Raw genomic sequence first — 19,572 nt, 5'->3', positions numbered from 1 at the left:
CGTGGCTACTTACACTCAATCCGCCGGAGTCCTTGACGCTCCGGTAGTACCGAAGTCCAAGGGACGCATCGTCGTCAACTGGATCACCTCCACTGACCACAAGACCATCGGGTACATGTACCTGATCGCGTCCTTTGTGTTCTTCTGCCTGGGTGGCGTCATGGCGCTGCTGATCCGTGCCGAGCTCTTCGAGCCCGGCATGCAGATCCTGCAGACCAAGGAACAGTACAACCAGCTCTTCACGATGCACGGCACCGTGATGCTGCTGATGTTTGCGACGCCGCTGTTCGCAGGCTTCGCAAACGTCATCATGCCGCTTCAGATCGGCGCCCCCGATGTCGCCTTCCCGCGACTGAACGCGCTGGCTTTCTGGTTCTTCCTGTTCGGCTCCACCATCGCGGTGTCCGGCTTCATCACCCCGCAAGGTGCCGCCTCGTTCGGCTGGTTCGCCTACGCGCCTTTGTCGGACACGACGTTCACCCCGGGCGTGGGCGGAGACCTTTGGGTCTTCGGCCTGGCATTGTCAGGTTTCGGAACCATCCTGGGTGCCGTGAACTTCATTACCACCATCATCTGCATGCGCGCTCCCGGCATGACGATGTGGCGCATGCCGATCTTCACCTGGAACACCCTTGTGACGGCAATCCTGGTTCTCATGGCCTTCCCGCCGCTCGCCGCCGCGCTCTTCGCGCTCGGTGCCGACCGCCGCTTCGGCGCCCACATCTTCGACCCGGAGAACGGCGGAGCTGTCTTGTGGCAGCACCTCTTCTGGTTCTTCGGCCACCCGGAGGTTTACATCATTGCGCTGCCGTTCTTCGGCATCGTGTCCGAGATCTTCCCGGTGTTCAGTCGCAAACCGATCTTCGGTTACAAGGGCCTGGTCTACGCGACCATCGCCATTGCCGCCCTGTCGGTTACCGTTTGGGCCCACCACATGTACGTCACCGGATCGGTGCTGCTGCCGTTCTTCTCCTTCATGACGATGCTGATCGCGGTACCCACCGGCGTGAAGTTCTTCAACTGGATCGGAACACTGTGGCAAGGCTCGATCACCTTCGAGACCCCCATGCTCTGGAGCATCGGCTTCCTGGTCACCTTCCTCTTCGGTGGCCTGACCGGCATCATCCTGGCCTCCCCGCCGCTTGACTTCCACGTCTCGGACTCCTACTTCGTCGTAGCGCACTTCCACTACGTCGTCTTCGGAACCGTCGTGTTCGCCATGTTCGCAGGCTTCTACTTCTGGTGGCCCAAGTGGACCGGCAAGATGCTCAACGAACGCCTCGGCAAGATCCACTTCTGGCTCCTCTTCCTGGGCTTCCACGGCACGTTCCTGATCCAGCATTGGCTCGGCGTCGAGGGCATGCCCCGCCGCTACGCGGACTACATGCCGCAGGACGGCTTCACCTGGATGAACCAGTTCTCCACCATTTCGTCCTTCGTGCTTGGCGCCTCGCTCCTGCCGTTCTTCTGGAACGTCTACATCACGTGGCGCAGCAACAAGAAGGTAGAAGTTGACGATCCCTGGGGCTTCGGCGCTTCGCTCGAGTGGGCCACATCCTGCCCGCCGCCGCGGCACAACTTCACCTCGTTGCCCCGTATTCGTTCCGAACGTCCTGCTTTGGACCTCCACCACCCGGAACTCGCCCAGCACCACACTGCACAGAGCCCCGAGCCGGCAGCAAAGGTACTCGGCAACGCTGATCAGAAGGACGCCAAGTGAAAATCGAATCATGGATCTTCGGAGCCGGGACCTTCTTCTTCGTCCCCGTCGCGGTGGCCTACGGCTTCCTGACCCACTGGTCCGAGTGGGTCGGAACCCTCGGCATTCTCCTGGTCGGTGGCCTGGCAGGCATGATCGGCGGCTACCTCGGTTTCACAGGCAAGCGAGTGGGCATGCGCCCGGAAGACCGTCCGGACGCTGAGATCCACGAGGGCGCCGGCGAGCAGGGACACTTCAGCCCCTGGAGCTGGTGGCCGTTGGCCCTCGGCCTGGCCTGTGCCGGTGGCTTCCTTGGCCTTGCCGTAGGTTTCTGGATCACGTTTGTCGCCGCTGGCCTGGCCCTCGTGGCCTTGGTCGGTTGGGTCTTCGAATACAGCCGTGGAGACCACGCGCACTAGAAGCACTTGAACAACGACGGCGGGCCCCACCATTTGGTGGGGCCCGCCGTCGTTGTATCTGGATGTCACAATGGAGTGCGTCGAAGGCGCGCTGTCCCGCTCATTGCCCTTCTACGGCCTCCAGGACGGCCGAAAGAGCGGCCAAGGCATCGTTGACCTCATTGAGCGTGCGGCCGGCTTGCAGCGCTTCTCGGGAGACGGACAGAACCACTTCGCACCCATGGCCGAAATCCTCGGTCATGACCTCGAGCAAAGACCGGGCATCCACCGCTTGCTGCCCGGGCTTACGGATCGTCACCGGAAGGCCCGTGGCCGTCACAGCCCGCACGAACACGGCGGCAGCCCGTGCATGGAGGCCGATCTCTGCGGCGACGATGGCTTTGTGCTCGGGCAAACCGGCTCCTTTGACTCGGACGGCCAGATGCCGACTGCGATTTTGATCCCTACAAGCGTAGCGCCGCCACACGGCGCCCGCGTTTACAGTGCCGAGCTGGTCTAGACCTGCCGGTGGATTGGCCTACGCTTATTTCATGACAGATTTCGTGGCCGGGGGCCGCTGTGCCCGCTGAGGCATCCCGCATCGCGGGGGAGATCGACCGCAAGAGCGGCACTCCCATCTACGTTCAGTTGCGCGAGATCCTGCGCAGCTATATCTCGGCGTCGTGCAAACCCGGTGCGGCGTTGCCTTCGGAGCGGGACCTTTCCGAACGGTTCGGACTTGCCCGCATGACGGTGCGGCAGGCCATCGACGCCCTGGTCGGCGAGGAAGTTATTGAACGCGTGGTTGGATTGGGAACCTTCGTCCGCAAACCGAAGCTGGACCTCCAGGTGAAGCTCACGTCCTACAGCGAGGAAATGCAACGCCGCGGCATGGTTCCGGCAGCGAAGGTCCTGAGCTTTGAACAGATCGCAGCCAGCGCCTTCCTGGCGAGGGAACTCCAGCTGGAGGAAGGTACGCCGTTGGTCCGCTTCCGCCGGCTCCTCCTCGCGGACAACGAACCCATGAGCGTGGATGAGAACTTCATCCCGGCCCATCGCGTGCCAGGCCTCCTGGACGATGCGCCCCCCACTTCGCTATACAACGTGCTGAGTGAGAAATACGGGTTGGTGATGGAGTGGGGAGAGGACATGATCGAAGCGACGGCAGCTTCACCATCAACGGCGCGGCTGTTGAACGTAGACGTCGGTACTCCGTTGCTCAAGATTCAGCGCCACGCATTCGTTGCCCGTGCCATGGTGGACTACTCCGTGTCCTACTACCGTGCCGACCGGTACAAGTTGTGGGTCCCGTTGCAGCGGCCGGGCGTCCGGTCCACCCGAAGCCAATCCACGGGGTACCGTACCCACTAGCTCAAAGCCCGGGAACCGGCCGCTTGAGCCCGCAAACGAAAGAAGGCCCCGTCCACATGGACGGGGCCTTCTTTGTGCTATCTGCGGGAGCTAGTGGCTAAGGCTCTTGTGCTCTTCGGCGGACTCGATGGCCTCATGGTGGCCGTGTCCGTGAGCGGCTTCAAGCTCGGCCGGGGTTGCCGGGGCAACACGGTCTTCGAAGAACCACTTGGACAACGCCGCGCGGCGCTTCTCCTTCGGGGTGACCACGCCGTGCTCGTTCGGTTCGGCCGGCAATGGGGAAGGCGACTCGAAGCCCACAAGCTTGTAGTGCTTGTAGTCGTCCAGCGGTGCGTGTACTTCGATGAACTCACCATGCGGCAGGCGCACGATGCGGCCCGTTTCCCGGCCGTGCAGGGCAATCTCGCGGTCCTTGCGCTGCAGCGCAAGCGCCACACGCTTCGTGACCATGAACGCAATGATCGGGCCGATGAAGAACAGCGTGCGCAGCCAGTACGTGACGTCGTTCAGGGCAACGTGGAAGTGCGTTGCGATGAGGTCCGAGCCGGCAGCGGCCCACATGACGCAGTACCAGGTGAAGCCTGCGACGCCAATGGCAGTGCGGGTAGGAGCGTTACGCGGACGGTCCAGAACGTGGTGCTCGCGGTTGTCCTTGGTGATCCAGCGTTCGATCCACGGGTACATGAACAGCACCGTGAAAATGATGCCGGCAGGAACCAACGCGGGCAGCAGCACATTCAGCGTCAGCACGTGGCCGAAGATGATGTATTCGAAGTGGAAGTCGTTGACCACACCAGGCATGAGTCGCAGGGCACCATCGACGAAGCCGATGTACCAGTCAGGCTGGGTACCTGCAGACACGGGGGAGGGGTCGTACGGCCCGTAGTTCCAGATCGGGTTGATGGTGAACATCGCAGCCATGAGCGCGACGACACCGAACACGATGAAGAAGAAGCCGCCGGCCTTGGCAGCGTAAACCGGTCCGAGAGGGTAACCAACGACGTTGCCGTCGTTGCGGCCCGGGCCGGGGTACTGGGTGTGCTTGTGCACAACCACCATGAACAGGTGGATGACGATCATCAGCAGGATCATGGCTGGCACGAGGAGGATGTGCAGCACGTACAGGCGGCCGATGATGGCCGTACCCGGGAACTCGCCTCCGAAGAGGAAGAACGAGATGTACGTTCCGATTACCGGGATGGACTTGATGACACCGTCGATGATTCGCAGGCCGTTACCGGAGAGCAGGTCATCGGGAAGAGAGTATCCGGTGAAGCCTTCAGCCATGGCCAGGATGAGCAGGACGCCGCCCACTACCCAGTTCATTTCACGCGGCTTGCGGAAAGCGCCCGTGAAGAAAACGCGCAGCATGTGTACACCAAGCGATGCCACGAACAGCAAAGCCGCCCAGTGGTGGACCTGGCGGAAGAACAAGCCACCGCGAATGTCGAAGGAAATGTTCAGCGACGAGTTGTACGCGACGGACATTTCGACATTCGTCAGAGGGGTGTACGAACCCGAGTAATGGGTCTCTGCCATGGACGGGTCGAAGAAGAAGGTCAGGAAGGTACCCGACATCAGGAGAATGACGAAGGAATACAGCGCCACCTCACCGAACATGAAGGACCAGTGGTCGGGGAAGACCTTCCGGCCGAATTCACGCAGGATTCCGGATCCGCCGACGCGCTCGTCAACGAAGTCCGTGATCCGGCCAACCTTGGTTTTGGGTACGAAGGGGACTTCAGCTGTTGATGAGGCGCTCATGCTCGTCACGCTCCCAGTAACTCGGTCCTACAGGTTCTTTGAAATCGCTCGTGGCTACGAGGTAGCCTTCAGCGTCAACCGCGATGGGCAGCTGGGGGAGCGGACGGCTGGCGGGGCCGAAGATAACCTTGCATTCCTTGGTGAGGTCGAAGGTTGACTGGTGGCACGGGCACAGCAGGTGGTGCGTTTGCTGCTCATAAAGGGCAACGGGGCAACCAACGTGGGTGCAGATCTTGGAGTAGGCAACGATTCCGTTGTAGCTCCAGGTTTCGCGTCCCTTGGAGATCGTCAAGTCATCCGGGTTGAGGCGCATGAGCAAAACGACGGCCTTGGCCTTCGCGTTGAGCTTGCCCTCCTGGAGTTCGTTGAGGCCCTCCGGGATCACGTGGAAGGCGGAACCGATGGTCACGTCCGATGCCTTGATCGGAGTTCCGTCGGGGTCGCGGGTGAGGCGCTTGAGCTTGCCGTCCTGGGGAGCCCACATGGTGTGCGCGAGCGTGTTGTCCGGGCGGGGACCCAGGTCACCGAACACTGCCAAGGCAGGGAGGGGCGCCAGTGCCACGGCACCCAGAAGGGTGTTGCGGATCAGCGGGCGACGCTTGATGCCGGTTTCCTCGACGATGTCCTCGACGATTCGCACGGCTGCCTGCCGGTCATCCTCGGTGCGGATGGCGTGGCGCTCTTCCGAAACCTCGTGGTCCGGCATGAGGGCCTTGGCCCAGTGCACGATGCCGGTGCCGATGCCCAGCATCGCAAATGCGGTGCCAAGGCCGAGCAACAGGTTTTGGGTGCGGATTGTTGCGATCGTGGAGTCTTGCCCAAGATCAATGGCAAAGTACGACACCAGGAAGATCACCGTGCCGATGACGGAGATGCCAAACAGTATGGCCACCTGTCGCTCGGCTCGCTTAGCGGCTCTCGGGTCCGTGTCAGCCAGGCGCAAACGGTGCGGAGGAAGCCCAGGATCCTGGAACTTCTCCACAACATTCTGACCAGCCGTAGCTACGGTGCCCGAGTGGTTCGGACTGCCGTCACTATGGTTGCCCATAATTCGCCTCATCCTTCTCTCGTTGTCCCGGCCGTAACCGGGTTAATGTTCAATTCAAAACTGCTGTGGGGACAGCAGAAGTTCTTTAGTGCGCTGGCCTAGGACGTACGCGACGTCAGCCAGATGGTGAAGGCGATGATGACGCCGAGGCCTGCAACCCAGACGAAGAGACCTTCGGATACCGGACCCAATCCTCCGAGATCGTTTCCACCAGGCGAGCCGTTGGTTTCGATCTTCTTCAGGAAGGTGATGATGTCGCGCTTGCCTTCAGGAGAGATGTTGGCGTCGTTGAAGACGGGCATGTTCTGCGGACCAGTGGCCATGGCTTCATAGATGTGCTGGCCGGAGACGCCAGCCAGTGCCGGAGCGAACTTTCCACGGGTCAAAGCACCGCCGGCGGCTGCGGCGTTGTGGCACATCGCGCAGTTCACGCGGAAGAGTTCGCCACCCTTGGCGGCATCTCCCTTTTCGTCGAGCAGCGATGCGTCGGGAATTGACGGGCCAGCGCCGAGCGAAGCGACGTAGGCCGCAAGCTGCTGGGTCTGCTGGTCGTTGAACTGCCGCGGCTTTTCCTGGGCCTGGGGTCCGTTCATCTGCATGGGCATACGGCCGGTGCCAACCTGGAAGTCAACCGCAGCAGCACCCACGCCGACCAGCGAGGGGCCGTCCTTGGTTCCGCTGGCGCCCATGCCGTGGCAGGTGGCGCAGTTGGCGGCGAAAAGCTTGCCGCCCTCCTGGGCGTCGCTTGCGCTGAAGGTAGTGGTATCTGCCTTCGCCTGGTTGACCGTTGTGGCAACGGCGTAGAGCCCACCAGTGACGAGGAGTCCCATCAGCAGCAGCGCAATGGCTGCCAGTGGATGACGTCGCTTCTGCGAGAGTGCCTTCACGTGGTGGTTCCTTTATTCGATCCTGCGTCGGCTCCAAGAGCCGCTTCTTTAAAATTCATCCTCTTGTGGAACAAGAGTGGGTGCCGGGCTACTTCAGTACGTAGATGACCAGGAAGAGGCCGATCCACACAACATCCACGAAGTGCCAATAGTACGAGGTGACGATTGCCGAGGTCGCTTCGAAGTGCCCGAACTTCTTGGCGGCGTAGGCACGGCCAATAATGAACAGGAAGGCGATGAGGCCGCCGATGACGTGGAGGCCGTGGAAGCCGGTTGTGATGTAGAACGAGGAACCGTAGGCATTGGCCGAGAGCGTCACATGCTCGGACACAAGCATCGCGTATTCGGTGGTCTGCCCGGCAACGAAGAAGGAGCCCATGATGAACGTCAGGATGAACCATTCGTTCATGCCCCAGCGGGTGAACTGCAGCACACCACCTCGACGGCGCGGCTCAAGTCGCTCGGCGGCGAAGACACCCATCTGGCAAGTGAAGGAACTCGACACAAGGACGATGGTGTTTACAAGCGCAAACGGGAAGTTGAGCTTGCCGGTTTCTTCCGCCCACAAGGCGCCCGACGTGGAGCGCAGCGTGAAGTACATGGCGAAGAGACCGGCGAAGAACATCAACTCACTGGAAAGCCACACAACGGTTCCAACGGAAACCAAATTGGGGCGATTCAGCGTCGGGTGCGCCGGGGTACTGGGGGCATGGGTCGCAGATGTCACAAGGACATTATGTCTGTAAAAGTCCGGACTTCCCAATGCGAACCGCCATTTGGGGAGACTTTTTCTACAAACACGCGAATTCGCGCGGAAAAGTTCCCGGCGTCCTTAGCATTGGTCACGGAGCAGGGTGGATCGCTAGCATCAAGTGGTGACTTCACAGGCATCTGCAGAGCAGGCAAGCAACTCGTGGCCCGGACTCATCTCCGCATTGATCAACGGGCATGACCTCTCGGTCGGGAACACGGCATGGGCCATGAACACGATCATGTCGGGAGAAGCCGCCCCTTCCCAGATTGCCGGTTTCCTGGTGGCCCTGCGCGCCAAGGGGGAAACGGTGGAAGAGGTCACAGGACTGGTGGAGGCAATGCTCTCCAACGCCAAGCCCGTGAGCATTCCGGGTGAAAAGCTCGACATCGTAGGCACCGGCGGCGATCGACTCAACACGGTCAACATCTCGACCATGGCTGCCCTCGTGGCGGCCGGCGCGGGAGCGCGTGTCGTAAAGCACGGGAACCGGGCGGCATCGTCGTCGTCGGGCTCTGCCGATGTCCTGGAAGCCTTGGGCGTGAGGCTCGACTTGCCGATCGAACGCGTAGCCCGCAACGCCGAAGAGGCGGGAATCACCTTCTGTTTCGCCCAGGTGTTCCACCCGTCGTTCCGCCATACCGGTGTGGTGCGGGCGGAGCTTGGCATTCCCACGGCCTTCAACTTCCTGGGACCCATGACCAACCCGGCCCATGTCCAGGCTTCAGCCGTGGGTGTTGCCAACGCCACCATGGCTCCCTTGATCGCAGGGGTCCTTGCGCGGCGGGGGAGCCGCGGATTGGTATTCCGCGGGGAAGACGGACTAGATGAACTCACCACCACGGGTCCATCCACGGTATGGGAAATCAGGAACGGGCAAGTGAGCGAGCAGCGGTTCTCGCCCGCGGATCTGGGGATCGCTGCGGCGACCGTCGCCGATCTTCGAGGCGGCGACGCCAAGGCGAATGCCGCCGTCGTGCGCGAAGTGCTTGACGGGAAGCCGGGCGCGGTCCGGGACGCGGTGTTGCTCAACGCCGCCGCAGGCCTGGTGGCCTTCGACACTGCAGCCGACGGACCGTTCCTGGACCGCATGAAGTCGGCCTGGCTGCGGGCTGCGGAATCCATCGATTCCGGAGCAGCCATCCGGGTCCTCGACACGTGGGTGGGACTCACCCAAAGGTAGGCAAGGCGCCCGGCTTCAGGCGGTTACTGCTCGAAGCCCAGTGAAAACGCCGCGTCCAGATCATGCTGCGAGTAGGCCCTGAAGGCGATATGGGTGGTGGTGTGCACCACCGCGGGAACCTTGGAGAGCCTGTCGGCGATGACGTCCGCCAACTCCTCATGCTTCGCCACGCGCGCCACGGCAATAAGGTCCCATTCCCCTGTGACGGAGTAGACCTCGCTGATTCCTTGGATGGCGGAGATCTCCTCGGCCGTCTCCGGGATGCGTGAAGCGTCGGTCTTGATCAGGACAAAAGCGGTGATCACTGGGGGCGGCCTTTCCGAAGTGCAGCAGTGGACGTAGCAAGCCTAGTCCATCGGCCGGTGCTTAGGACCGGTGGCTCCGTCGACGGGCACGCACCACGAGGGCGATCACGGCGCGGTAGCCGAGGAGCAGAATCGCCAAGCTGATCAAGGCGACAATGATGAACGCGAGCACCACGGTCTGTCCGGTAGCCGCACGCAAAAGCATGCCCCCGGCCACGGTTCCAATCCATACGCCGACGCCGGCCGGCCAGATCTGCAGGGGTGCCCGCCAGGCCCGCACGGCAAGCCATCCGATCGCGGCACCGGCAAGAAACGGCCATGCCGTGGAAAAGACCCCGGTCACCACATCGGCGCGCTGGTGTGCGTCGCGGCCGATGGCCGCGAAAACAAGAATGAGAATGGCGTCGGCCAGGCCGGCGATGAGGGCGGTGCGGGGCAGGGCGGATTTTGCAGCAGGCATGGAAACGACACTATCCCGCACTGATGCCCGAACTCGAACCGAAAGTCCTGCGCATGCCACTAGGCTCTTAAACCGGCACCTCTTGAACCCGCACCCTTGAACCAGCACCTCTTGAACCAGGATCGAGTACCGCGGAAGATGTGGCTACGACACGTGAAGCGACGCCAACCACCGGAGGTGCAACATGAAGTTGATCCAGGTTGCTCAGCGGGCGGTGGACCTCGACCGGGCATCGGCGTTCTACTCCCGGTTGCTGGGCAGTGCGCCGAGCGGAAGATTCGATCCGCCCGGCCTGCTCTTCTTCGATCTCGACGGCGTCAGGCTTCTCCTGGATCGCGGCGCTCCGTCGTCGCTGATCTACCTCGACGTCCCGGATCTCCGGCTCTCTGTTGAAGACCTACGCGCCTCGGGAACGAAGATCGTCCAGGAGCCACAATTGGTCTACAGCCATGTCGATGGAAGCCTCGGGCCAGTTGGAAGCGATGAGTGGATGGCCTTCATCAAGGACAGCGAGGGCAACACAGTCGGGCTGGTCGGCCGGCAGGCAAGCGGCAGCTAGGAGGCGGGGCCCCGGGAGCTGACAGCCGCCGTCGGGCAGGAAAAAGTTTGCCTGTAGATGGTCCCGGCGGGCGCTGTTAGCATGACGAAAAGGTAGCTGATCGTGCTGCCCCCAAACACCGAGGAGCCATGTAATGACCACGAACCTCAACCCCTACATCAGCTTTCGGGACAACGCCAAGGAGGCCATGGCCTTCTACCAGTCGGTCTTTGGAGGCGAGTTGACCCAAAGCACCTTCGCGGAGTTCCACGCGAGCGAAGACCCCGCCGAGAGCGACAAGATCATGCACTCGGCGCTCAAAACAGACAAGGGATTGCTGCTCATGGCCGCAGACACCCCCAATAGCATGGACTACAGCCCGGGAAACAACATCTCGGTGTCGCTCAGCGGCGACGACGAAGCAGAACTTCGCGGCTATTGGGACGGGCTGGTCGACGGCGGGACGGTCACCGTGCCGATGGAGAAGGCGCCGTGGGGAGACATCTTCGGGATGCTGACCGATAAGTTCGGCATTGCCTGGCTGGTCAACGTGTCGGGGGAGCAGCCTCAGTAAGCCAAGAACAGAAGCGCCCTCCGCCGCGCAATGCGGGACGGAGGGCGCTTTCTGTCTTATCGGGCTATCCGACCGGGTTGGTCGTTTGGCATGTCTGGTCTTGGGCGGTCTGGGCAACCACGTCATTGGGCTTAGGGGCCGGAAGCGTCGGCTTGTTGCCTGCGGCGAAATCTTGCCCGGCGTAGAGCTGGACTCCCTGGACGCTGGTGACCTGCTGCACGCTCGTCGCCGGCAACCCGAACATTGCGGCGACGTCCGCGGCAACGTCGGCAAAGCCTGCACCGTAGTAGACCATGGTCTGCGGCCGGGAGTCGGCTTGGATCCTGGCCAGCTTCGTGAAGCCTCCGGCGGAGAGAAGCGCTCCGATCTCCTGGCTTCTGCCGGTCACGCCCGTTCCATTGGCAACGGTGATCGGTTGAAGCGCCTTGTCGTATCCGGCCTTCGACGTTTCCGTGGAGGGAGCAGGGGACGCCGCGGCGCTTGGTGCGGGCTGGCTGAGGTCGGGGCTCTTGGTCAGGGCAGCAAAGAAGTTGCCCGCAGCCGGTTGATCGAGGTCGAGCCGGTTGGGATCGGACGCGGCAGGGACATTGGGCACGGTGATGAAGTTGACCTTGGCCGGGTCAATGTTTTTCAGCCTGCCCGCGATGGTCAAGAGGGCCGGGACCGAGGCGAGACCGTTGTCGACCGTGAGGTTCTTGGTGACCGTATCGGCGATGCCCAGCATCTTTTGGGGGTTTCCGAGCGTGCCGTCAGCTTTGAGCTTCCGCACGAGGGAACCAAGGAACGATTGCTGGGCCTTGATCCGTCCGAGGTCTCCGCCGTCGGAAAATGCATGGCGGGTGCGCAGGAAGGCAAGTGCCTGGTCACCTTCCACCTGTGAGGTGCCCTTGGGCAAATGCAATCCGGAGTCGGGGTCGTTGACGGCGGTGCTCACACAGACGTCGACGCCGCCGACGGCTTTGGATAGTTCGGTCACGGCGTTGAAGTCGGCCATCATGAAGTGGTCAACTTCCAAACCCGTGAGCTTGTTGACGGTGTCAACAGCGCAGCCGATGCCTGCCTCGGCCATCGCGCTGTTGATCATCGCATTTTGCCGTTCGGGGTATTGCTTGCCGGTTTTGTTGTCAGTACAGGCCGGCACGTCGACCAACAAGTCGCGCGGGAAGCTGATCACGTTGACATGGTTGTTGTCCGCGGAAATATCCAGCAACATCATGACGTCCGATTGGCCGTAGCCGGAGGATTGGTCCGTGGTGCCGAACTGCCCGTTCTTACCGCTCCTGGTATCGGTACCCAGAACGAGGATTTGGAGACGGTCCTTGCTGTCGTCCACCGGTCCTTCCGTCCTGACGCCCCCGGCACCGAGTGCGGACGATGAGATGTTGGACTGAAGGCGCCATACCCAATACCCTCCAAACGCGATGACTGCGATCAGCAAGACGGCCACTGCGGCGCTGGTGATTTTGAACCAGCGGGGCGAACGGCGAAAGCTGAACCGCCGGCTGCGGGCAGCCAGTTTTCCCTGGCCCGGGTAGGCAACAGGGGGTGACTGACCCGGCTCCGGGCTGGATGCATCGTGGCGAGTGACCAAAAGGGAACTACCTCTCCAGGGGAAATACGGACGGCCCTATTGTAGCCGGGGGCTCTGGGAAGCTTCCGTGAGGCCCGCGGCAGCAGGGCAGATGCCGCGCAATGATTCAATGGGAACATGACTCTGAGTTCACTTGCGGCGTTCGTCGGATTGTGCGTGATTTTGGCCCTCACACCGGGCCCTGACTCGTTCCTCGTCCTGAGGTACAGCCTGTCGAACGTCAAGGCCGGCCTCTCGGCGGGCCTCGGGTCCTCGCTCGGCAGCATCTTCTGGGCAGGGCTTGTCGGCATAGGATTGGCGGCCCTTCTGGAGCAGTCGGCCGAGGCATACAGGGTAGTGAAAATCATCGGTGGCCTGTATCTGGTTTACCTAGGGATCAGCGCCTTTATCCACAGTCGGCGAGGACAGCCAGCCCACCAGGAACAGGACTCTGTCGAGGCGGGCCCCAAACTGTGTTCGACTTTCCTGGCGGGACTTGTTTCGTGCATGCTGAACCCCAAAGTGGGCCTGTTTTTCCTCGCTGTGGTGCCCCAGTTCCTTCCTCCGGGGGAAGCGTCTTTTGGACTGACGATGTTGCTAGGAGTCATCGATTTCGTCATTTCGATGCTCTACCTCGGCGTCCTGTCCCTGGTGGCGACCAAAGCGGTTCTCTGGCTGAAGAGGCCATCTGTGACGAAAGCACTCGAACGGACGTCTGCCGCGATCCTCACGGCGCTTGGCCTGGGGACTGCGGTTTCGGCAAACAGCTGAGCGGGGATGACGCGCGCCTTTGCGTCATCCCTTCTGATCATCGCGGCGTTTCTCGAGGGGCGCACCCGTTGCCGTCCAGTGCTTCCGCCGTCGGGCTCAATGCTCCGCGGCGACGGCCGGAACGCTGCGGTCAAACGCCGTCAGGAGAACCATCGAGGCGCCGATTGCGACCAGGATCCACGCCAAAGTGTGGAAACCGGCGTCGGTGGTGGACGGCCCGAAGGCGATGCCGATGAGGCTGGAGGAGCCGATCGCGCCCAAGTACATTGACGTCCGCAGCAATCCGGAGGCCACAGCGATCTCCGCGGCAGTCGTTTGCAGGTACAGCGCCGCCTGATTCGCGAAACTGCTGAAACCGTTGGTCAGGCCCAGCAGCAAGGTCATTCCAATGAGTAGCCCGACGCCGGATCTGTGGTTCACGAGCAGCATCACGCCTGCGGAAAGCGTCAATGCGACGCCTGCAAGGATCAACGGCCAGCGGACCCACGCCCGGCTTGAGACGACCCGTGCCACGACAATGCTCAGCAGGCTTAACGGAATCAGAATCAGCCCCACCGCCGCGGGGTTGAGCCCCATACTTTGTTCCATCCACTGGCTGGTCCCGTACATCGAGGCATATGTGGCCAGGGCGGCCAGGATCGTACGCAGGTAGGTACGCTGCAGCGGTCCGTTCCTGCCCAGCATCCGGACGTCGATCAGTGGACTGCCCGCATGCCGCTCCCGCAACAGCAGCACCCCCGCGAGCACCACGGCCAGCACCGCAAGCCACCAGGCCGGCGTCGTGAGCGCCGAGAGGAACACCAGCAGCGAGACAATCGCACCGGCGAAGAGGGCGATCCCCGGCAGGTCCAGCATGGTGAGCAGGCTAACCAGGCCCTGTTTGTGCACCGGCGCGTCTTTCGCTACTCCAAGCAAAGTGAAGGTGAAGGCCAGCAGGGCCAACGGAATGTTGAGTGCGAAAAGGGCCCGCCAGCCGAACGCGCCGGCCAGCACTCCGCCGAGCGGCAAGCCGACGACGGCGGTCACCTGGGCCGCGATCGAAAAGTTGCCCAAGACGCGGCCCGGTACGCCAATGCCGGACTCGTCGGCCCGCCGGCGGACCAGCGCCATCGCCGTCGGGTAGCACGCTGAGGTTCCGATGCCGATGAGTGCCCGCGAAATGAGCAGCACGCCCAGGTTGGGCGCCAGCACTCCGACGACTCCGGCCAGCAGAAGGATAGCGACGCCGGAAAGGAACACCCGCCTGGGCCCGAAGAGAACGGAGAGTTTCCCCATGGTCGGTTGGGCCACTGCGCTGCATAGATACAGGACGGAAATGAGCCCGGCGGTGGCGCCCGGACTCGACCGGAAGTCAGCCCCGATGCCCACCAGCGCGGTGGCCATCATCGAACTGTTGATCGGGTTCAGGGTGGAGCCAAGCAGCAGCGGTGCCGTGAACCTCCAGCCGAGCGGGTTTGACGGCGGGTTCCCGTGGCCTGCAGCCGGAGCGCCGGCCGCGTTCCGTGGGGGAGTCAGCCCTCGGCTGCCCGTGTCAGCTGACGGGCTCGATGCTTGGGCGGCGTCCCGCGCGGTCACGACCGGGTGGCTTTGAGCACGCCCAGGATTTCCTGCGTCGTGCCGGTCTCGCCCAGCCGGGGAAAAATCGTGCTGACGGAGTTTTCGTGGGCGTTCATGGTCAAATCAGTCATCGCGTCGAGTGCGAGGGTGACGTTAAAGCCGGATTCGTGGGCGCTCCGCGCAGTGGATTCCACGCCAATGCTCGTGGCGACACCCGTCAGGACAACTTGCGTTACTCCGAGGTCTTCCAAGAGCGTGCCAAGACCGGTGTTGGTGAAGGCGCCCCAGGTCTTCTTCGTGACAAGGTGATCGCTCGGTTGCTGGTTCAGTTCGGGCAGGAGTTCGGCGAAATCGGCGGGGAACTCCCTTCCTGCAGTGCTGCCTTGATCTGTCCGGCCCGGAGCGCCGCCGGTGACGTTCACCAGTACCACGGGCAGTCCGTGGCTGCGAAAGGCGTCAGCCAGTGCAACGGAGTTCCGCACGATTGGCTCAAGGGGATGAGCCTTCGGGGACGCAACGATTCCCCGCTGAAGGTCAACGATGATGAGGGCGGTCTGTGGGTCCAACGTGGTGATGGGCATGGGTATCACGGCTCCAGAAGGCGTTTGAGTAGGTGGGTAGCGCCGGGCAAGCGTTCCTGCTCGTCCGGCGTGAGTTTGGACTGGATGGTGCGGTAGAGCCAATCAGCTTTGGCCGCCCGGCTAGCGCTGATGCTCCTCCGGGCTTCGGTTGTGAGGGACAAGATCCGCTGGCGGCCGTCTGCCGGATCAGGGCCGCTCTCAACGAGTCCTGCGCTGGAAAGGGCGGAAATGATGGCGCCCATGGACTGGGGACGCATTCCCTCTGCGCGGGCCAGCGCGGACAGGGTGGCCTGACCGTCACGATCCAAATGGATCAACACGGCCTTCTGCGCATTCGTCAGGTTGTCCACTTGGGTCGGGTTGTCCACTTGGGACTGCTCACGCAGCCGCCTGGTCAACTGGCCAATGAGGACACGAAGCTCCGCGGCAGCTTCGAGCATGCCCGTCGCGTCTGTATCCGGGTGGGGGTTCATAACAACGACGCTAGCAGATAGTAAGGCAAACTGAAAAGGTTGCCTTACTATCCTTGTTTTGTGGGGCCTGGACTGGTTATGTGGGCTCGGCGATCTCCACGGCTTCGCCACTCACGACAATTCCGCCTTGCGGGGGAATGTCGACCATGAGGACACTCGGGCGGCCGACGTGGCTGCCTTGGTGCACAATCACTCGGGTTGGGGTCTCCACGAGCGAAAGCAGCCGGAGGTATGCGCCGAAAGCCGCGGCGGCTGAACCTGTCGCCGGATCTTCAGTGATGGTTCCCACGGGGAAAAGGTTGCGCGAGTCGAACTCGCCGCCAGCAATCTCGCAGAGCGTCGTGACGGTGCCGGCCCAGCCCTGGGCATCCATCAGCGCGCGCATGGCATCCGGGTTGAACACGTAGGAGTCGAAGGTGCTCCGTTCGGCGAAGACCAGGATGGGGTGCCAGTTTCCGGCGAAAGCGACCTTCGGAGGGTAGCCCGGGTGCAGTTCGCTTTGGCCCATGCCGAGCAATCCGAGCAGGGAATCCAGGACGCCGTCGGAGAACTCGGCAATTTGGGGTTCCACGCTCGTGAAGCTTGCCGTGACCTCAGTGCCGCGGCCCGCCGTCTCAATCACCACGGGCCCTACCTCGGTGTCGAATACAAAGGTTCCCGCACCGTCGCGTCCTGAGAGCGCGACAGCCAAAGCGATAGTCGCGTGGCCGCAAAACGGTACCTCGGCGATGGGGGAGAAGTACCGCACACGGTTTCGGCGGGCGTCCCCGTCAACGGCCATCTCGGTGACAAAGACCGTTTCCGCGTACCCGATCTCAGCCGCGATTGCCTGCATCCGTGAGTCGTCCAGGCCGCTTGCATCCAGGACCACTCCTGCCGGATTTCCTCCTTCGGGGGTATCGGTAAAGGCGGCATAGCGCAGCACATCCGGGGTCTGTTCCATCCGGATATCGTCGCACGGAAGCCGCCGCCATGACCGAATTCAGCGTTCGACGGCGCTACCGGGCAAAGGGCGTAAAGGCTTGGGAGAATGAGGGCACGTAGCGTGGATCCAGAAGGGGTCCGCGGCCGTTGTTCGACGGGGTGAAACGACATGAGGTTGACGACAACGACCAACGTCTCGGTGGACGGCGTGATGCAGGGATTGGGCGGAGCCGACGAAGATCGCAGAGGCGGCTTTGAGCGCGGGGGATGGGCCATACCTCTTCTCGACGCCGAAACGGGTGACTATCTCAGCGAGGTCTACGGCGGTGCGTCCGGCGACCTCGCCACAGCAATCGCCGAGCTGAAGGCAGATCACGACGTCGAGCTGCTGGTCCCGGGCAGCGGCGTCCTGGTCCGATGGCTGCTCGCCAACGACCTCGTCGACCAACTCGATTTGCTCACCTATCCCGTGATCGTCGGCCAGGGCACTGGGGGAGGAGCCCCATGCTGGACCAGCGGAGCCCCGCCGGGAATTCCGTCTGGTGGGCAGCGTAACGCCACAACGAGCGCCTGCTATTTGCTTTTGAAGCTGAGCGTGTCCGCTCCAGCCGTCCAGGTCAGAGTGTCCTTCACGAACGACATTTCTATGGGGCGACTGAGGAATTGCGTGACCCATTGCTCCTGAGCAGAAGACTCGCCGGCGCAGCCCATTGCTCCAGCCGCGAGTTTGCCGAGTGTGAGGGTGTTCGCTGTGATGGTCGCCGGTCCACTGATCGGATTGCACGGGGTTTTCGCCGCGAACTGAAGCACCCCGTTGACGGAATACAGTTCCACTCTCAGCCCGCCTGCCGCCACCCAAGGCAGGGTGACGCCGTCGGATGTCCCCGAAATGCTGACGTATTGCGAACATGGGGCGGACGGCAGGAACGACGTGCACGTAACCACTGGAGGCGTGGAAACGGTCGGGGAAAGCGCTGGGACGTCCGGCCTTGTTTCGCCTACCGGGCCCGATGCACAAGAAGTCATTAGCAGGACGAAAAATAGTAGGCGAAAAGTGTTTTGCCACAATCGTGAATGCTTCATCGAATCCCCCTGAAGATGGAAGCTGATCGGAGCGTATACGTGGTCGGCGGCTTTGTCACTGGGCTTCGTTCGCCGGTTTGGTTGCCACTGCGCCCCAGGGAGAAGCGGGGGTCTGGCAGGACCGATTTCGGCACCTGTGCGGCCGTCGGAAGAAGCGGATGTATTCGCAGAAACGGGCGAACGGTCTTTCGCAACTTTACATAATGTAGATTATCGGCGTTAAAACCACGAGAGTGGGAGTAGCTGTGAGAACCCGTTCCTTTGTCGATTGCCAACCGGTCCAGCCGCTCGGCGAGCTCAGCGAAACGGACAAATGGGCTCCTACTAGAACTAGTAGCCCATCGCCTCAATTTGTGACGCAGAAGCTTTGAAAACCCGGAAACCGGTCGAGGAGCAGCTCCCCGGAAAACAGCCGATGCCCCTCAAAACGTCCACATTTCCACGCCCTGCCATTGTCAACGGCATCTTCGTCGCCAACAATGAAGCATGCCGGTCTACGTGAGGTCTCTGGAAACTGCCGTACCGCCCACAGTGCTTGTGCAACCACAGGCGCGCGACGTTTTTGCATCTCAACCCGGCCTGACACGGCTTGGATCCCGGCTGGTGCGAACCTGTTTTGATTCAGCAGCAATCGATACCCGATTCACCGCCGTCGCCGAATTGTCCCTTGATAACCACTCCGAGAATCCCTCGTTCTTCGACCCTGCCACGGGCCGTGTACTTAGCCCCAGCACCAAAGTCCGCAACGAAATCTTTGCCGTCGAAGCCACCAAATTGTTCATCGAGGCCGCCAAGGCCGCCGTCGGGAAATGTCCCGATATCGATTTACTTGACATAACCCACGTCATCACTGTTTCCTGTACCGGATTTTTCAATCCCGGCCCCGACTACAAAGTGGTCCGGGCCCTCGGACTCAGCCCGGCGGTACAGCGCTATCACCTCGGCTTCATGGGTTGCTACGCCGCGTTCCCCGCCCTCCGCGCAGCCCGGCAGTTCTGCCAGGCCGACCCCTCTGCCGTCGTCCTCGTCATCTGCGTGGAGCTTTGCTCGCTCCACGTCCGGACCTCAAACGATCCGGACACCATCATGGGCTCGGCGATCTTTGCGGACGGCGCGGCAGCCGCCGTCGTGACTTCCCGCGAACCCGAAGGGCCGGACCCGGTGATCAGGCTCGATCACTTCGAGACTGTCCTGACGCCAGTCGGCGAAGAAGCCATGGCCTGGAACATCGGAGACGAAGGATTCGAAATGGTTCTCGGCACGTACGTGCCCCACATCATCGAGGAACACATCACAGGCGCGCTCGAACCGCTGCTTGCCCGGGACCCCTCCCTGGCCGGACTCCCCTACCGGGACATTGCACATTGGGCCATCCATCCCGGCGGCCGCAGCATCCTCGACAAAGTCGAATCGAAGCTTGAACTCACCGAAGAGCAGATGATTCCCGCCCGCGACGTCCTTCGCGACTACGGCAACATGAGCAGCGCCACTGTGCTCTTCGTCTTGAAACACATCCTGGGACAAACTCCGGCAGAGCGGGAGGAACGCATCTGTTCCATGGCATTCGGGCCCGGCCTCACGGTGGAGACGGGACTGTTCACCAGGGTTTCCCCGACCCTGTGATGCCGGGTCTCT

At 62.1% G+C, this 19,572-nt stretch carries 22 protein-coding genes; 9 read left to right on the top strand and 13 right to left on the bottom strand.

What is annotated here, in order from left to right:
- Position 1: 1 nt before the first annotated feature.
- Together ctaD and AC3WJM_RS08175 are read left to right on the top strand one after the other, a co-directional pair.
- Positions 2–1,720 (top strand): aa3-type cytochrome oxidase subunit I, encoded by a 1,719-nt coding sequence (gene ctaD, locus AC3WJM_RS08180; RefSeq protein ID WP_059390002.1) that lies wholly within the window; start codon positions 2–4, stop codon positions 1,718–1,720.
- Positions 1,717–2,118 carry a cytochrome c oxidase subunit 4 gene (locus AC3WJM_RS08175; RefSeq protein ID WP_492271577.1) on the top strand — a complete coding sequence of 134 codons (402 nt, stop codon included), beginning with the start codon at positions 1,717–1,719 and terminating at the stop codon, positions 2,116–2,118. Before ctaD ends, AC3WJM_RS08175 begins: the two co-directional genes overlap by 4 nt.
- 100 nt (positions 2,119–2,218) lie before the next feature.
- On the opposite strand, the gene AC3WJM_RS08170 is transcribed toward AC3WJM_RS08175, so the two are convergent.
- Complete coding sequence (locus tag AC3WJM_RS08170) at positions 2,219–2,512, bottom strand: HPr family phosphocarrier protein (RefSeq protein ID WP_306959838.1); 294 nt, start codon at positions 2,510–2,512, stop codon at positions 2,219–2,221.
- 164 nt (positions 2,513–2,676) lie between these two features.
- Here AC3WJM_RS08170 and AC3WJM_RS08165 point away from each other — a divergent pair, with 164 nt between their 5' ends.
- Positions 2,677–3,468 carry a GntR family transcriptional regulator gene (locus AC3WJM_RS08165; protein ID WP_059390001.1) on the top strand — a complete coding sequence of 264 codons (792 nt, stop codon included), beginning with the start codon at positions 2,677–2,679 and terminating at the stop codon, positions 3,466–3,468.
- A gap of 90 nt (positions 3,469–3,558) precedes the next feature.
- On the opposite strand, the gene qcrB is transcribed toward AC3WJM_RS08165, so the two are convergent.
- The 4 genes from qcrB to ctaE form a co-directional block, all read right to left on the bottom strand.
- Complete coding sequence (gene qcrB, locus AC3WJM_RS08160) at positions 3,559–5,232, bottom strand: cytochrome bc1 complex cytochrome b subunit (protein ID WP_059390000.1); 1,674 nt, start codon at positions 5,230–5,232, stop codon at positions 3,559–3,561.
- Positions 5,210–6,280, bottom strand: coding sequence for a cytochrome bc1 complex Rieske iron-sulfur subunit (qcrA, locus tag AC3WJM_RS08155; RefSeq protein ID WP_284989026.1), 1,071 nt, complete (start codon positions 6,278–6,280; stop codon positions 5,210–5,212). Before qcrA ends, qcrB begins: the two co-directional genes overlap by 23 nt.
- Positions 6,281–6,378: 98 nt before the next feature.
- Positions 6,379–7,167 carry a cytochrome bc1 complex diheme cytochrome c subunit gene (qcrC, locus tag AC3WJM_RS08150; RefSeq protein WP_059389999.1) on the bottom strand — a complete coding sequence of 263 codons (789 nt, stop codon included), beginning with the start codon at positions 7,165–7,167 and terminating at the stop codon, positions 6,379–6,381.
- 88 nt (positions 7,168–7,255) lie between these two features.
- The gene (ctaE, locus tag AC3WJM_RS08145) at positions 7,256–7,930 is read right to left on the bottom strand and encodes an aa3-type cytochrome oxidase subunit III (protein ID WP_172465702.1); all 675 of its coding nucleotides are present in this window, start codon (positions 7,928–7,930) and stop codon (positions 7,256–7,258) included.
- Between the two features lie 112 nt (positions 7,931–8,042).
- Here ctaE and trpD point away from each other — a divergent pair, with 112 nt between their 5' ends.
- On the top strand, positions 8,043–9,101 hold the full coding sequence (gene trpD / locus AC3WJM_RS08140; RefSeq protein WP_492271576.1) for an anthranilate phosphoribosyltransferase: 1,059 nt from the start codon (positions 8,043–8,045) through the stop codon (positions 9,099–9,101).
- 23 nt (positions 9,102–9,124) lie between these two features.
- Here the strand turns inward: trpD and AC3WJM_RS08135 are convergent, their stop codons facing one another.
- Both AC3WJM_RS08135 and AC3WJM_RS08130 read right to left on the bottom strand, forming a co-directional pair.
- On the bottom strand, positions 9,125–9,406 hold the full coding sequence (locus AC3WJM_RS08135) for an Lrp/AsnC family transcriptional regulator (RefSeq protein ID WP_070349420.1): 282 nt from the start codon (positions 9,404–9,406) through the stop codon (positions 9,125–9,127).
- Between the two features lie 61 nt (positions 9,407–9,467).
- The gene (locus AC3WJM_RS08130; protein ID WP_492271575.1) at positions 9,468–9,866 is read right to left on the bottom strand and encodes a DUF3054 domain-containing protein; all 399 of its coding nucleotides are present in this window, start codon (positions 9,864–9,866) and stop codon (positions 9,468–9,470) included.
- A gap of 184 nt (positions 9,867–10,050) precedes the next feature.
- Here AC3WJM_RS08130 and AC3WJM_RS08125 point away from each other — a divergent pair, with 184 nt between their 5' ends.
- Together AC3WJM_RS08125 and AC3WJM_RS08120 are read left to right on the top strand one after the other, a co-directional pair.
- Positions 10,051–10,425: a VOC family protein gene (locus AC3WJM_RS08125; RefSeq protein ID WP_284989029.1), complete on the top strand. Its 375-nt coding sequence runs from the start codon at positions 10,051–10,053 to the stop codon at positions 10,423–10,425.
- A gap of 133 nt (positions 10,426–10,558) precedes the next feature.
- A complete protein-coding gene (locus AC3WJM_RS08120; RefSeq protein ID WP_284989030.1) occupies positions 10,559–10,978 on the top strand; it encodes a VOC family protein in 420 nt (139 codons plus the stop codon).
- A gap of 64 nt (positions 10,979–11,042) precedes the next feature.
- Here the strand turns inward: AC3WJM_RS08120 and AC3WJM_RS08115 are convergent, their stop codons facing one another.
- Positions 11,043–12,569 (bottom strand): LCP family protein, encoded by a 1,527-nt coding sequence (locus tag AC3WJM_RS08115; protein ID WP_492271574.1) that lies wholly within the window; start codon positions 12,567–12,569, stop codon positions 11,043–11,045.
- A 117-nt stretch (positions 12,570–12,686) separates the two neighbouring features.
- Here AC3WJM_RS08115 and AC3WJM_RS08110 point away from each other — a divergent pair, with 117 nt between their 5' ends.
- The gene (locus AC3WJM_RS08110; protein WP_492259838.1) at positions 12,687–13,319 is read left to right on the top strand and encodes a LysE family translocator; all 633 of its coding nucleotides are present in this window, start codon (positions 12,687–12,689) and stop codon (positions 13,317–13,319) included.
- A gap of 96 nt (positions 13,320–13,415) precedes the next feature.
- On the opposite strand, the gene AC3WJM_RS08105 is transcribed toward AC3WJM_RS08110, so the two are convergent.
- The 4 genes from AC3WJM_RS08105 to AC3WJM_RS08090 form a co-directional block, all read right to left on the bottom strand.
- Positions 13,416–14,894, bottom strand: coding sequence for an MFS transporter (locus AC3WJM_RS08105; protein WP_492271573.1), 1,479 nt, complete (start codon positions 14,892–14,894; stop codon positions 13,416–13,418).
- Positions 14,891–15,457, bottom strand: a complete 567-nt coding sequence (locus tag AC3WJM_RS08100; protein ID WP_492271572.1) for a cysteine hydrolase family protein — start codon at positions 15,455–15,457, stop codon at positions 14,891–14,893. Before AC3WJM_RS08100 ends, AC3WJM_RS08105 begins: the two co-directional genes overlap by 4 nt.
- A 5-nt stretch (positions 15,458–15,462) precedes the next feature.
- Entirely contained in the window at positions 15,463–15,930 is a 468-nt protein-coding gene (locus tag AC3WJM_RS08095; RefSeq protein WP_492271571.1) for a MarR family winged helix-turn-helix transcriptional regulator, read from the bottom strand.
- Positions 15,931–16,006: 76 nt separating this feature from the next.
- Positions 16,007–16,873: a PhzF family phenazine biosynthesis protein gene (locus AC3WJM_RS08090; protein WP_306959857.1), complete on the bottom strand. Its 867-nt coding sequence runs from the start codon at positions 16,871–16,873 to the stop codon at positions 16,007–16,009.
- Positions 16,874–17,023: 150 nt separating this feature from the next.
- Here AC3WJM_RS08090 and AC3WJM_RS08085 point away from each other — a divergent pair, with 150 nt between their 5' ends.
- Positions 17,024–17,539, top strand: a complete 516-nt coding sequence (locus AC3WJM_RS08085; RefSeq protein ID WP_492271570.1) for a dihydrofolate reductase family protein — start codon at positions 17,024–17,026, stop codon at positions 17,537–17,539.
- Here AC3WJM_RS08085 and AC3WJM_RS08080 read toward each other — a convergent pair.
- Positions 17,428–17,880 (bottom strand): META domain-containing protein, encoded by a 453-nt coding sequence (locus AC3WJM_RS08080; RefSeq protein WP_492271569.1) that lies wholly within the window; start codon positions 17,878–17,880, stop codon positions 17,428–17,430. The two genes, AC3WJM_RS08085 and AC3WJM_RS08080, sit on opposite strands and share 112 nt — an antisense overlap.
- Before the next feature lie 543 nt (positions 17,881–18,423).
- On the opposite strand from AC3WJM_RS08080, the gene AC3WJM_RS08075 reads away from it, so the two are divergent.
- Positions 18,424–19,560 (top strand): type III polyketide synthase, encoded by a 1,137-nt coding sequence (locus AC3WJM_RS08075; RefSeq protein WP_492271568.1) that lies wholly within the window; start codon positions 18,424–18,426, stop codon positions 19,558–19,560.
- The last annotated feature ends 12 nt before the right edge of the window (positions 19,561–19,572 follow it).

The organism is Arthrobacter sp. FW306-1B-G06A (assembly GCF_058781765.1).
Note: the sequence above shows the minus strand (reverse complement) of the source record. Positions and strands in the feature narration are given on the sequence as shown.